The following is a 12,807-nucleotide window of genomic DNA, read 5'->3' on the forward strand; positions in this document are numbered from 1 at the left end:
AGGAGGTGGAAGAACAGATGTCAAATATACTTGAAGTAAATGGGTTGACTACTCAATTTGAAACGAAGAACGGTCCGCTAACGGTTGTCGATGATGTACATTTTTCGTTGAAAAAAGGCGAGGTTTTAGGAATTGTAGGGGAATCAGGATGTGGGAAAAGTGTTACTTCACTTTCTATCCTTCAGTTACTAGATAAGCATGGGAAAGTTTCAAGTGGAGAAGTACTATATAAAAATACGAATCTAGTAAGTAAAACAGAAAAAGAAATGAGGAAAATCAGAGGAAAAGAGATTTCTATGATTTTTCAGGATCCTATGACATCTTTAAACCCAGTTTTAACGATTGGAACACAAATTGGTGAAGTCATTGAAAAGCATGAAAAAATAAAGGGTACACAAGTAAAACAAAAGGTTGTGGAACTTCTAAATCTAGTTGGAATCCCAAGAGCAAATGAAATTTTTCATGAGTATCCTCATAGGTTATCGGGAGGGATGAAGCAGCGTGTCATGATTGCAATGGCCATTGCGTGTAAACCAACGATGCTTATTGCTGATGAACCAACAACAGCACTTGATGTGACAATCCAAGCTCAGATTTTAGATTTGTTACGTTCGTTAAAAGAAGATTTAGAGATGTCAATTCTACTGATAACACATGATTTAGGGGTGGTAGCAGAAATGTGTGACAGAGTCGTTGTCATGTATGCGGGCCAGGTTGTTGAAACAACAGATACAAGAACGTTACTGCGGAATCCAAGACACCCATATACAGTAGGCTTAATCCAGTCAACACCTCATCAATCAAAAGGGGAACGAAGATTGAAATCGATTGTCGGTCAGGTTCCAACTCCTGATGAGTACTCACCTGGTTGCCGATTTGTAGATCGCTGCCCACAAGCAATGGATATTTGCCGAAGTACAGTTCCTCCTCTTTTGGAAATTGAGGGGCAAACTGCCTGTCGATGCTGGTTATACGAGAGGAAGGAGGAGGTTATATGACAACGACTCTACTAGAACTTAAAAACATAGAAAAAAAGTTCAAAGCAAAATCAGCATGGTTTCAACCTAATCAATATGTCCATGCGGTTAATGGTGTAAGCTTGGAATTAAAAGAAAGAGAAACAATTGGAATTGTTGGTGAGTCAGGCTGTGGAAAATCAACAACTGGCCGCTGTGTGTTAAGGCTAATTGAACCTACAAGTGGTGAAGTGATTTTTCAAGGTAAAGATATCACGAAACTGTCTAAAAGGGAAATGAACAACATCCGTAAAGATATACAAATGGTCTTTCAGGATCCAATGGCCAGTATGAATTCGAAATTAACGATAAGGGAAATTTTATCAGAGCCATTAATTGCCCATAAGATTCCTCGGAGTGAGCACGAACATTTGTTAAGCGAAACAATGAAACTGGTAGGGTTATCAGAAAGTCATTTAACTCGTTTTCCACATCAAATGTCTGGAGGCCAACGTCAAAGAGTAGGCATTGCAAGAGCCATTATTTTAAGACCTAAAATTGTTGTTTTAGATGAGCCAGTATCTGCATTAGATGTTTCTGTTCAATCACAGATTTTGAACCTTTTACAAGATTTACAGGAAGAACTCGGTCTTTCTTATCTATTCATTTCACATGATTTAGGGGTAGTAGAACACATTGCCCACCGAGTAGGGGTGATGTATTTAGGGGAAATGGTTGAAGTGGCTGATAAAGATGAGTTATTTGAAAAACCTTTTCATCCGTATACCAAAGCCTTGATATCGGCTATTCCAAAAACCGATCCTGACGATGTAAAAGAACGGATCATTCTTAAGGGTGAGCTCCCATCACCAGCAAATCCACCCTCAGGATGTAAATTCCACCCTCGATGTACCTTCGCACAGGATATCTGTATATCAGCTAAGCCAGAGATTAGAAATGTTGAAGGTAGGCAAATCGCTTGCCATTTGGTGTGATGAAAGGGAGATGGACGGATTGAACATTCATTTATTCGACTTTGATTTATCAGCAGAGCAAGAGGCAAGAGCCAAACGGTTACATGAAGAAAGTATCATTATTGATATGCTCTTTCAAGGGCCTATGTCACCAGTCAATTTCACAGAAGAAGTAACAGAAGAATTGAAGAAAAGATGTGAAAGGTTTGTAAATGACCCAAGTGAATATGTGTTCCAGATTATGCTCGAATCATCTAACATGGCAGCCAGGGGTGAATTACCGGAGTTTAAGGAAAGCTGGCTACTTTCCGGAATAACGGCTGGAAATAGACAAATTTCAGGTGGCAAAGATAGTCGTTCTATGGAGGAATCAATTAAGTATTTAACTGCAGTTCAACAGCAATTTGACTCTTTTGACTGGCTTTTAAAAGCAACGAAAGGTGAACATATTCGTCAGGCCAAACGTGAAGGGAAAGTAGCAGGGATGGTGACGACCCAGGATACTGCGTGGCTTGGTACGAATTTAGATAATCTTGAAATGATGTATAAATTCGGGCTTAGAGTGGTTCAATTAACCTATAATATGCATAATCATGTTGGATCGGGCTGTACAGAGCGGAATGACGCCGGTATCTCTAATTTCGGTGTGAAATTTATAAAGAGAATGAATGAATTAGGAATTTTAGTTGATACAGGGCATACAGGTAGACAGTCTACTTTAGATGCTTGTGAAATTTCAGATGCACCAGTCATCGCCTCCCATACAGCATGTAAAGATGTAAGTGGACACGCTAGAGGTAAAGATGATTTCACTCTTGAAGCGATTGCAAAAACAGGTGGAGTCATAGGATTGGTGACAGTACCGCAATTTCTAAATCAGGAAAAAGAAAGACCAGATATGAATGACTTCTTAGATCATGTCGATCATTTAGTAAAGCTCGTCGGAGTAGAACATGTTGGGATTGGCACTGATTGGCCAATGAACATGCCATTATTTGTCCAAGAATTGATTGCAACAAAAATTGCACCAACCATCGGATTCCGAAAAGAAGACAAATTACCATCAACCGACTCTCTCTTAGGATTTGAACAATATATTGAAGCAATTAACATTACTAGAGGCTTAGTAAGCAGAGGGTACAAGGATGAGGAAATTAAACTGATTCTAGGTGAGAATTGGATGAGGGTGATAGAGAAGGTATGGTGAGGAACAGGGGGACAGGAAAGTCTTTCTAGCACTTTTGGAGCTGGATAAACCAAACCTGTCCCTTCTAGTATTACTCGAACAAATGGAAAGTACATGACCCTTGTCTTCGATAGCCCTCTCTGTTATCGCTTTGCCCGTATTATCGGTTTAAACCCACCTAACTCCACAACCACTTCTTCACCGTCAACCGTTACTAAATAGAAGTCTTCTCTATCGGTAAGTAAAATAGATTGAACAGTGTTACCTCGATCTTTGAAGAATTCATCTATCTCTCTGCGTGCTACTTCCGATACACTTCGAGCTTCCACTTTGTTCTCGTTTACTTCTAACGTTGCTGACGACCCTTGCTCTTTTAGAGTATCTATAACTGATCTTTTTGGTATACCTTGATTGTAAATTCCTTGTAGTAGCTTTATAACTTCAGAGAATCCGAAGAATACAATTCCCCATATGATACCGCTAACAAATAATGATAGACCTATTACGCCTCTTAGTTCACCTAATTCTTCCTGACTGCCATAACTGAATCCTGTTATCATTCCAACAACGATAGCCAAATAACCCACGATCATAAGTGCTTTTGCTACGGTATTTTCTTTACCTGTCACTTTTGAAACACCTCCCAAGTAATATTCTACCAAATAGTGGTATGATTTAAGGTGGTAGAATCGAAAATTTTATTCTACTGAAGTTTTGATGTGAGCTTGATTACCTGTGTTATAAGTTTGTATTTTGTTTTAAAACGTTAAAAATCCAAACTACAGAACATAATAATCTAGAGTTCTTATTAAAGAGAAAAGATAAATTTTTGGGGAGGGAAACAATGAAGATTATTCACAATCAACTAGTCGAATATGGGATGGATCCTAACTTTGCTGAGTATATGGCTGGTTTTCTATTGATTTTATTTGTAGTTATCCTTAGTATCGTTGCAAACTATATCACAAAAAAAATCGTCATGAGATTTATCACCCATTTTATTAAGAACAATAATTTCAAGTGGGATGATATATTTTTGGAGAGAAGGGTCTTTCATAGACTATCTCACATTGTGCCAGCCATTATTATTTATTACTTTGCAGGAAGTTTTCCAGAGCAGCAGTATTGGATTGAAAAAGGAGTTATTGCTTACATCATTATTGTGGGATTACTTGTGATTAATAACGTGTTAAATTCATTCAATGATATTTATAAAACGTTTGAAATCTCAAAAACCAAGCCGATTAAGGGATATATTCAGGTAGCTAAAATCATAATTTTCACCTTAGGTAGCATTCTCGTTATTGCCAACCTGATTGGTGAGAGTCCGTTTCTACTTCTCAGTGGATTTGGTGCTTTATCCGCTGTGCTCTTATTAATTTTTAAGGATTCAATCTTAGGGCTCGTAGCCGGAATCCAGCTTGCTGCTAATGATATGGTACGTGTTGGGGATTGGATTGAAATGCCGAAGTACGAAGCTGATGGAGACATTATTGATATCTCTTTAAATACCGTAAAGGTACAAAACTTTGATAAAACGATTACGACCATTCCTAGCTATGCTCTTGTATCTGATTCTTTTAAAAACTGGAGAGGGATGCAGGTGTCAGGTGGTCGCCGAATCAAGCGGTCCATTTTTATCGATACTAATACCATAAGTTTTTGCACGGAAGACATGATTGAGAAGTTCAAACATATACACTATCTTTCCACTTACATAACAACTAAACAACATGAAATCGCTGAATATAATACGAAACATGAGATAAACAGGAACAATCCGGTGAATGGCCGGGCACTTACAAATATCGGTGTGTTTCGTGCATATGTAACTCATTACCTCCAAAATCACAAAGGAATTAGAGATAACATGACCTTGCTCGTCAGACAATTGGCACCAACGGAACATGGCTTGCCAATCGAAATTTATGCATTTACAAGTGATATACGGTGGGATGTGTATGAATCCATTCAATCAGATATTTTTGATCACTTATTTGCAGTGGCACCTGAATTCGGATTGAGAGTATTCCAAAATCCTTCGGGGAATGATTTGAAAAGTATAGTAGGTGAAAAGATCATGGGTAGGGAAGTAGATTATTAACCTTTAAATTATGGGTAATAGGGGATGGACTTCGGTTAAAAACCCACAGTGGCCTTCCCCATGCCCCTTATTGTGTACGATATGAGAACGCAAGCGGTGTATTTTTTAAATAAGACTTTCCGAGTCGATAATAATGATCTACAATACTTCTGTTTAAATCTTTATGTTTTTCTGGGACAGGTGGTAATGCATCTGCGTCTTCTTGTTTCCATACAGACTGTCCGGGTGCAACAAAACGGTTATCAGCAATTTTCACACCGTTTGTAACGGTTGCTCCATGCATGATGACACAATCCCGACCAATTTTTGCATCGTAAATATTAGCATGCTGTCCGACAAATGTATTCCGACCAATAAATAATGGGCCATGAACACAGGCATGGTGAAGCACACTGTTTTCTCCTTCTAAAAATACTCCCCATTTCTGAGCACCAACTGTCACATGCTCTCTACCTGGATGTACATGCATTAAAACATTGTCCTGAATATTTGTATAAGGACCAACATAATAGGGATAGCCTGAATCCGCACGTAAGAGGTTTTTAAAGCCAATAAACACATCATCAGATATGGTGATGTTTCCAATGATCATAGAATCTGTTCCGATTACGGCCTTTGGACTAATGGTAGGATAACTAATGCTTGTAACCTCTTCAACTGGTGGATTAGCCATGATGACAGGATATTTATACATACGCCCACTCCTTTCAATTACATCCCATACTATGCTGGGTAATCGCCTAGTGTGAAAAAGAAAAAGACAGTCTCCTATAATGAGACTGTCTACAAGTAGTTTGCTTAGACTATCCTCTAGCATCCACTTTTGCAACAGCGCCACACTCTCTTGAATATGCATAATCCAAAGAGAAGAAAAGCAAGAAAGCCAATGATACCAATGATAAGGCTTATAGCTGCAACAATAATACCTCCGAGCCCTAGTAATCCCAAAAAGCCGGTAAGTGTTCCCAATACAGATAGTAGTAACCAAACCAAACCTGTTAAGAAACCAAGGAATAGTTCAAAAATGCTACATCTTGGTTGAACATTGTTCATAAAAATTCACCCCCTTTCAAGAAAGGAATGGTTGTTCAAAAATATAGTATGCTGACGTTTGAGAGTTTGCTTGAGTTTGTACAAAAAGAGGCTATAGTACGAGGGAATTGTATTTTTTTATTAGTCACGGAAAAAATAAATCAAAAAAATAATATAGTTAAATCTTTTTTCTACTCTACTTCGTCATAAATGGATGAGATTTTAAACTTGATAGCTATCAGGTAAAGTCAGGGTGGTCTCAAATAATAGACGAGGAGAGATTCTGTACATGCAGTTGTTAAAGTTTGAACTATATAAAATAGCCATACAAAAAAGTATCTATATTGCATATGTACTATTAATGGGAGTGCATGTTTTAGGAGCACTATGTTATTCGTTAGTAATAGTCCTCATTTCTTCTATTAGTAAAAATGCAATGATTGCGTTTGTCCCAAATTTATTAATGGTACAGCCCTTTTTCGTAGAAGCTACAATTGTTACTATTTTTGGTGTTAATCTCCTTTCTCCTGTTTTTGCATGTTTTCTAATGGTAGTGCTAGTTGGAATTTTCATTGTGTTAATCTATCAAATTATGAAGAAAAAAGAGATAACAGCTTAGCTACTATGTGTAATGAAAGAAATTAGGACTTAACCAATCAAGTTTAATCTTTTAACGGGAGTGAGGTGGGAAGTGTGGATGACCAACAGTTAATTAAAGAAATAAATAATGGAAGTGAAGCCGCAATGGAAGTGTTGACGAGGAAGTATTACAAGTCAATCTATGCATTTGTGTACCGGAAAGTAGGAAATAAGGAAAATGCATATGACCTTACTCAAGAAATATTTATTAAGGTTATCCAACGAATTTCATCCTATTCCCATAGAGGAACTTTCAAAAACTGGCTCTACACCATTGCAGTTAATCATTGTCGGGATTATTGGGGAAGTGCTCAATATCGGAACAATTTACTTCACACTGAGCTGCCTGAATCGTTGGAAAGTAAGGAGAAGAGTGTACCTTATATTTTTGAGCGAAAGGAAACAAGGGAGCGGGTAAGGAATGCTATTCATAGTCTTCCAGAGTATCAGAGGGAAGTGCTTATCCTCAAGTATTTTCACAGCATGAAAATAAAAGAGATTGCGGTCGTATCGAATACCAGTGTTCCAACAGTGAAATCGAGATTGAGACAGGGACTTGATAAATTAACTAAACTTTTAGGAAGGGGTGGAGACGATGAACAAGCACAGGACCGAAAAAAATGAGTGGGAGCTTGATGAGGATTTAGATGAAGAGCTTCAGGAGTTATTGAATAAGTTTGAATACGAATTAGATGATTATGATGTTGAGTATCCAAATGAGGCAGAATTTATGAAGACGATTGATACACTAAGACCTTATGTGCCAACAAAAATCAATAAATGGGAAACCTTTGTAACACGTACATCCTCAATCGCGAAGCAAGCTTTAACTGAAGTGTATTACATGAGTACACTTTTTTGGATAGCAAATATGGTGTTTATTATGATTGCACTTACTGCAGTGTTTTTAACGAAACAAAACCCATATACAGTTATCTTTTTTCTCGCTCCGATTCCTACCTTAACGGGGTTAATCGAAGTTTTGAAAAGTCGAAATGCTGGTATGTCTGAATTGGAATTGTCTTTTAAATATAATTTACAGGAAGTAATCCTATCTAAAATGGTTGTCGTTGGAGCATTCAACTTACTGATTAATATTGTAATAACCTTCATAATTTCGTTAGTCATTCGGGATGTACTTGTGTGGGAATTGATGCTTTATTGGATCGCGCCATTTACAGTTATTACCTCTATTGCACTTGCTATCGCAACTAGATTTAGGAAGACCTATACGGTCACAATAGCGCTTATCCTCTGGATCGTTATGGGGAACTTTTTAAGCAGAATATTTATCCTGGAAAGTGTCCCGAAGATCTTTTATATGATAATTACAGTCATGGCAGCTGCAGCCATTGTGTTCCAGATAAAAACGATTTATAGAAGGGGAATTTCGCATGAATTTAACCATTGATAATCTATCAAAAAGCTTCGGACAAAAGAAAGCACTTGATGAAGTAACAGTTGAGTTAACTACAGGTGTATACGGTATCCTTGGTTCGAATGGTTCTGGAAAAACAACATTGATGCGAATCCTTGCTAGTGTAATGAAACCATCATCGGGAACGATTTATTTAAATGGTCAAGATATTAATAAAATGGATCATCAATACCGGGAATTAATTGGCTATTTACCACAGCAGGTAGGACTTTATAAAAATTTTACCGCAGAAAAGCTATTAAAATATATTTCTGCTTTAAAAGGCCTAAGTAAAGAAGAGACAGATGACAAGGTAAAGGAAGTATTAGAGTTAGTTGGCTTAAGTAATGACAGGAAAGGAAAAGTAGGAAAATTTTCAGGTGGAATGAAGCGACGGATCGGCATTGCACAGGCATTGCTGAATGATCCTAAAATACTAATTGTTGATGAACCTACAGCAGGCCTTGACCCAAAGGAAAGGATTCGCTTTCGAAATCTTTTATCAAAAATATCGAAGGATCGGATTGTATTATTATCAACACACATTGTTTCGGATATTGAGTTTATTGCAAAGGAAATTTTGGTGCTTAAAGACGGAAAACTGATTTCACAAGAAACACCACAAAAATTACTAAAGGGTATTGAAGACAAGGTATGGTCAGTTTTAGTAACAGAAGAAGAAATTGTTCACTTTCAAAGTAACTATAAGGTCGGAAATATTAATCGTGTTCAAGATAAATTTCAACTACGAATTTTAAGTAACTCAATACCACATGAATCAGCAAAGCAAGAGGTACCTAATCTAGAAGACTTATATTTGCATTATTTCGACGAGGAGAATATAAATCGTGCAGCTACTTAAATTTGAGCTTTATAAAATATTTAAGCAAACCAGCGCATGGGTAACATTTATCATAATGTTGGGGATGTCGTATTTATCATTAAATTATCCATATGAATCAAAAGTAGAAAGAGAGATATATCAACAATGGGAAGGTCCACTTACAGAGGAAGTACTCGTACAAGCAAAGAATGAGTATGCAGCCTTAGTGAAGAAGGAGGAGCAACGTGTTAGCGGCGATGAGGAGGTCATTTTTTCAGATCTGGAGACAATGCAACTCTGGATGTATCAAAAGATTATCTTATCGGAGCATGTGGAGAAGGAAAATGAAAGAAGGCTAAATGAATTAAAAACAAAGAACACGAACTCAGCTGAAATGGAAATGAAAATGATTGAGGAAATTCGTGTAGATGACTTTGTTCATCATACAGGGCCTTCTCAAACCGTAGCCTTTGTCCAATTTGGGTCGTTTTTAGTCCTCGGGGTTATGTTGCTCATTGGACTTGCTCCAATCTACTCTAGGGAATATGCTACTGGAATGGATAACTATCTATTTAGTTCAAAAAAAGGACGAAAACCATTAGCTTTGGCGAAAATTTGGGCAGCACTCATTTACACTTTCCTTGTTGTCGTAGGTTGGGAAAGTTTTAACTTCATCCTTAATTACATCCTCCACGGCAAGGGAGGCTGGGAAACACCGATTCAATTTTATACCCTTTATATGGACCCAGCTTATGCGGATTCCCCATATGCGTTCACGATGTTTGAATATCACTTGATCCAACTAGGCATCCATCTTCTAGCTGGACTGTCATTTGCACTATTAATTGTCCTAATTTCATCTTTCTGTAAAAATGCGTTGATAACGTTCTTTCTAAGTGCAGCTATATTTATTGCACCAGAATTTTTGAGAATTGTAGAAAGCTTACAAACGATCTTATCATTTTCTTATCTTCAAGTTTCAAGGGTAGAGTTCTTATTTAATGATTTCAAAGCAATTGATGTTTTCGGATATCCAATTTTATACCCAGTTGCGGCTTGTATTATTATGGTTCTTTTAGGGACGGTTTGTGTGTTGGCGATTTTAAGAATTATTAACAAGAGGGAATTGTCGTCGTAGAGACACATTTTAAGCAAATACCAATATGAAGTTATCCTAATCGGAGCGTTTACATGGGGGAGAGGCACACTTCACTATGACTGTGATGTATTTTATAAAAAGCTAAACCGTGTAGATTATAGTGAGAAAGTGATCTGCTGCTTTGGATCAGGTGATCGGTCGTTTACTCAGTTTTGTGGAGCAGTTGATCTATTTCATGATAAGGTAAAAGAAAGAGGTGCAACAATTGTTTCACAAAATTTGAAGATACACTTAGAACCCGACACTGAGGAAGACATTGCGCGGTGCAATTTGTTTAGTCAGGAGTTCAAGCAGCTATTAGTAAGAACAAAGGCTGTTACTGTATCAATTTAATTTATCAATAATATGTGATAAGGTGGTTTGTACGGAAGGGGAATTATTAGCTGTATAACCTGGGAGTAATTTATGGAAATTAAGTATTTTAATCAATAAGTTAAGTATTTAGTTCAAAAAATTAAGTATTCTATCGTTTCTATTAAGTATTTAAGCATAATAGTTAAGTATTTGATTGAAGTAGTTAAGTATTTCAATAATTCACCCATTCTACTATCTGCCTGTAATGTCATCCATTAGTTGTAATTACTCTAAGTGAAATAAGCATCTATCCAAAGTGGGTAGATGCTATTTATATTATTTTTTCAGTTCATTTTGTACGATTTCCACGCTCTTTGTAACAAAATCCAGAATCGTTTGAAGTTCTCTTTCCGAATATTCCTTGTACAGATTGTCCATTGAGGCTCCAAGTGAGGAAAATAAAGGCCCAACTTCTTTAAATGCTTTTTCTTTGTTAGCTACAACAACTATCTTTCTACGGTCGTTCGGATCTTTTTCCCTGCGCGCTAGTTCCTTCGATTCAAGCCGATCAATTACTCCTGTAACCGCACCTGTTGTAAGACCAGTTAATTGTGCAAGGTCCCCTGCAGTCATATATTCATTTTTCATTATGAAGTCGAGGCATTTATGATCTGTAGGGTTCAAACCCAAATATTGAGCAATTCTTTGATGATAAAGAACGGTAGCGGTGCTCATTTCTTGCATTTTTATCCCTAGTGCTTCATGAATTTGACTAGATTCTTTAAAACCATCCCTTGACATGCTAAAAAACCTCCTCTATTATTTATCTTAGTTAACTAAGATATTTAATTAGGTAAGATAATTACTTTCTAAGTTATTTTTATATTATATCAATTTTAAAACAAAGAGTATATTCATGAAAGGGAGAGAGATTATGCACAAGAAGGCTATCATTATTGGAGGCGGGATTGCTGGCGCATCTATGGCATTGTTTTTGAATCGATTGAACATAGAGACAGAAATTTTTGAAGGATATGAAGAGAGATCAGATATTGGCGGAGGTTTTCAGATTGCGCCGAACGGAATGAAGGTATTGGCAGAGCTTGGCTTGGCGGATGTTGTTTTAAAAAAAGGTGTGGCAAGCTCAGAAATGTGTTTTCTAAACGAAAAAGGTAAAGTCCTAGCACATGTGAAACAAAATGGCGGGGAGAAATATGGTATACCGGCAGTTAATATAGCCAGAAGCACCTTTCACGAGATCCTTGTTGAAGAGGTGAGGAGAAAGGAAGTAGTTATCAATTACAATAAACGATTAAATAGAGTAGTAGAAAGCGAATCAGGAGTGACAGCTGTATTCGAGGACGGAACAGAAGCTCATGGATCTTTTCTTATCGGGGCAGACGGAGTCTATTCCAGAACGAGGGAGTATATTGTAGAAAATGGGCCGAAGCCTGTATACACCGGTCTTCAGAATGTTGGTGGATTCGCTCCCATTGAAGCACTTGAAAAAAATCTATCACTTTACGAATCTCCTACTTATTTAACCTTCGGGAGGAAAGGCTTCTTCGGATATTGCTTATGCAATAAAGGGCCAGGAGAAGAAGTGATGTGGTGGAGCAATATACCTGAACCTAGGGAATTATCTAAAAAACAACTTCGGGCACTAGGAACAGAAGACATCAGAAAAGAACTGCTTGAGCTTCATAAAAATTGGCATTCTCCGATTGAAAACATTATTAAGAAATCTCCCTTCATTTTTAAAAGTAATATTCACGACATAGACAGACTTCCAAACTGGTCAAGAAATAGAGTTGTTTTAATCGGTGATGCTGCCCATGCTATGAGTCCCCACGCAGGACAGGGAGCATCAGTTGCACTTGAGGATAGCATGTACCTTGCAAAGTTGCTCATGGAGTTGGATATTCCAATTGAAAGTATTTTCAAATGCTTTGAAGATGATCGGAAAGAACGTGCCGAAAAAATCATTAAAACGGCAAGAAGAAACGGAAGTGGGAAGAAGGAACTTAGCAAGGTTGCCTGCTGGTTCAGGGACAGATTCTTATCAATCCTTCTTCCGATTTTTGCAGGGAAAGGCCAGGAGTGGATTCACGGCTATGAAATTAAATGGAAAAGAAAAGATTAAGCCTCAAGTCTTATGAGAAATTACCACTTGCGTTCGTTACTATAAAACACAAAAAATATTATCCTAGTACAAGTACAAGA

General features: G+C 37.4%; 15 protein-coding genes. 11 read left to right on the top strand and 4 right to left on the bottom strand.

From position 1 onward, the window contains the following. The first annotated feature begins 17 nt into the window (after nucleotides 1-17). From J2Z26_RS00145 to J2Z26_RS00155, 3 genes are read left to right on the top strand one after another with little or no spacing between them, the layout of a single operon-like run. Complete coding sequence (locus J2Z26_RS00145; RefSeq protein ID WP_193537688.1) at nucleotides 18-998, top strand: ABC transporter ATP-binding protein; 981 nt, start codon at nucleotides 18-20, stop codon at nucleotides 996-998. Further along, nucleotides 995-1,951: an ABC transporter ATP-binding protein gene (locus J2Z26_RS00150; RefSeq protein WP_193537686.1), complete on the top strand. Its 957-nt coding sequence runs from the start codon at nucleotides 995-997 to the stop codon at nucleotides 1,949-1,951. Before J2Z26_RS00145 ends, J2Z26_RS00150 begins: the two co-directional genes overlap by 4 nt. Before the next feature lie 19 nt (nucleotides 1,952-1,970). Next, entirely contained in the window at nucleotides 1,971-3,137 is a 1,167-nt protein-coding gene (locus J2Z26_RS00155) for a dipeptidase (protein ID WP_209794264.1), read from the top strand. A gap of 122 nt (nucleotides 3,138-3,259) precedes the next feature. Here J2Z26_RS00155 and J2Z26_RS00160 read toward each other — a convergent pair whose 3' ends face one another. Next, nucleotides 3,260-3,745 (bottom strand): hypothetical protein, encoded by a 486-nt coding sequence (locus J2Z26_RS00160; protein ID WP_193537682.1) that lies wholly within the window; start codon nucleotides 3,743-3,745, stop codon nucleotides 3,260-3,262. A gap of 215 nt (nucleotides 3,746-3,960) precedes the next feature. Between J2Z26_RS00160 and J2Z26_RS00165 the strand changes: the two genes are divergently transcribed. Beyond that, on the top strand, nucleotides 3,961-5,220 hold the full coding sequence (locus J2Z26_RS00165; protein ID WP_193537680.1) for a mechanosensitive ion channel family protein: 1,260 nt from the start codon (nucleotides 3,961-3,963) through the stop codon (nucleotides 5,218-5,220). 67 nt (nucleotides 5,221-5,287) lie between these two features. On the opposite strand, the gene J2Z26_RS00170 is transcribed toward J2Z26_RS00165, so the two are convergent. Both J2Z26_RS00170 and J2Z26_RS00175 read right to left on the bottom strand, forming a co-directional pair. Then, complete coding sequence (locus tag J2Z26_RS00170) at nucleotides 5,288-5,914, bottom strand: LbetaH domain-containing protein (RefSeq protein WP_193537678.1); 627 nt, start codon at nucleotides 5,912-5,914, stop codon at nucleotides 5,288-5,290. A gap of 116 nt (nucleotides 5,915-6,030) precedes the next feature. Further along, nucleotides 6,031-6,273, bottom strand: a complete 243-nt coding sequence (locus tag J2Z26_RS00175) for an ABC transporter (protein WP_193537676.1) — start codon at nucleotides 6,271-6,273, stop codon at nucleotides 6,031-6,033. Between the two features lie 268 nt (nucleotides 6,274-6,541). Between J2Z26_RS00175 and J2Z26_RS00180 the strand changes: the two genes are divergently transcribed. The 6 genes from J2Z26_RS00180 to J2Z26_RS22475 all read left to right on the top strand — a co-directional run bounded on the left by J2Z26_RS00180 (nucleotide 6,542) and on the right by J2Z26_RS22475 (nucleotide 10,623). Next, nucleotides 6,542-6,871 (top strand): hypothetical protein, encoded by a 330-nt coding sequence (locus J2Z26_RS00180; protein ID WP_193537674.1) that lies wholly within the window; start codon nucleotides 6,542-6,544, stop codon nucleotides 6,869-6,871. Nucleotides 6,872-6,945: 74 nt separating this feature from the next. Further along, a complete protein-coding gene (locus J2Z26_RS00185) occupies nucleotides 6,946-7,515 on the top strand; it encodes an RNA polymerase sigma factor (RefSeq protein WP_319638068.1) in 570 nt (189 codons plus the stop codon). Continuing rightward, nucleotides 7,487-8,302 (top strand): hypothetical protein, encoded by an 816-nt coding sequence (locus tag J2Z26_RS00190; RefSeq protein ID WP_193537672.1) that lies wholly within the window; start codon nucleotides 7,487-7,489, stop codon nucleotides 8,300-8,302. The genes J2Z26_RS00185 and J2Z26_RS00190 overlap by 29 nt, the downstream gene beginning before the upstream one ends. Further along, a complete protein-coding gene (locus tag J2Z26_RS00195; protein ID WP_193537671.1) occupies nucleotides 8,286-9,170 on the top strand; it encodes an ABC transporter ATP-binding protein in 885 nt (294 codons plus the stop codon). The genes J2Z26_RS00190 and J2Z26_RS00195 overlap by 17 nt, the downstream gene beginning before the upstream one ends. Continuing rightward, on the top strand, nucleotides 9,157-10,269 hold the full coding sequence (locus J2Z26_RS00200; RefSeq protein ID WP_193537669.1) for a hypothetical protein: 1,113 nt from the start codon (nucleotides 9,157-9,159) through the stop codon (nucleotides 10,267-10,269). The genes J2Z26_RS00195 and J2Z26_RS00200 overlap by 14 nt, the downstream gene beginning before the upstream one ends. Before the next feature lie 33 nt (nucleotides 10,270-10,302). Next, complete coding sequence (locus J2Z26_RS22475) at nucleotides 10,303-10,623, top strand: flavodoxin domain-containing protein (RefSeq protein WP_411797404.1); 321 nt, start codon at nucleotides 10,303-10,305, stop codon at nucleotides 10,621-10,623. A 297-nt stretch (nucleotides 10,624-10,920) separates the two neighbouring features. On the opposite strand, the gene J2Z26_RS00210 is transcribed toward J2Z26_RS22475, so the two are convergent. After that, nucleotides 10,921-11,385: a MarR family winged helix-turn-helix transcriptional regulator gene (locus J2Z26_RS00210; protein ID WP_193537667.1), complete on the bottom strand. Its 465-nt coding sequence runs from the start codon at nucleotides 11,383-11,385 to the stop codon at nucleotides 10,921-10,923. Nucleotides 11,386-11,518: 133 nt separating this feature from the next. On the opposite strand from J2Z26_RS00210, the gene J2Z26_RS00215 reads away from it, so the two are divergent. Next, a complete protein-coding gene (locus J2Z26_RS00215; RefSeq protein WP_193537665.1) occupies nucleotides 11,519-12,727 on the top strand; it encodes an FAD-dependent oxidoreductase in 1,209 nt (402 codons plus the stop codon). Nucleotides 12,728-12,807 lie beyond the last annotated feature (80 nt).

It is taken from the genome of Cytobacillus luteolus (genome assembly GCF_017873715.1).
In the GTDB taxonomy this organism is placed as follows: domain Bacteria; phylum Bacillota; class Bacilli; order Bacillales; family Bacillaceae_L; genus Bacillus_BV; species Bacillus_BV luteola.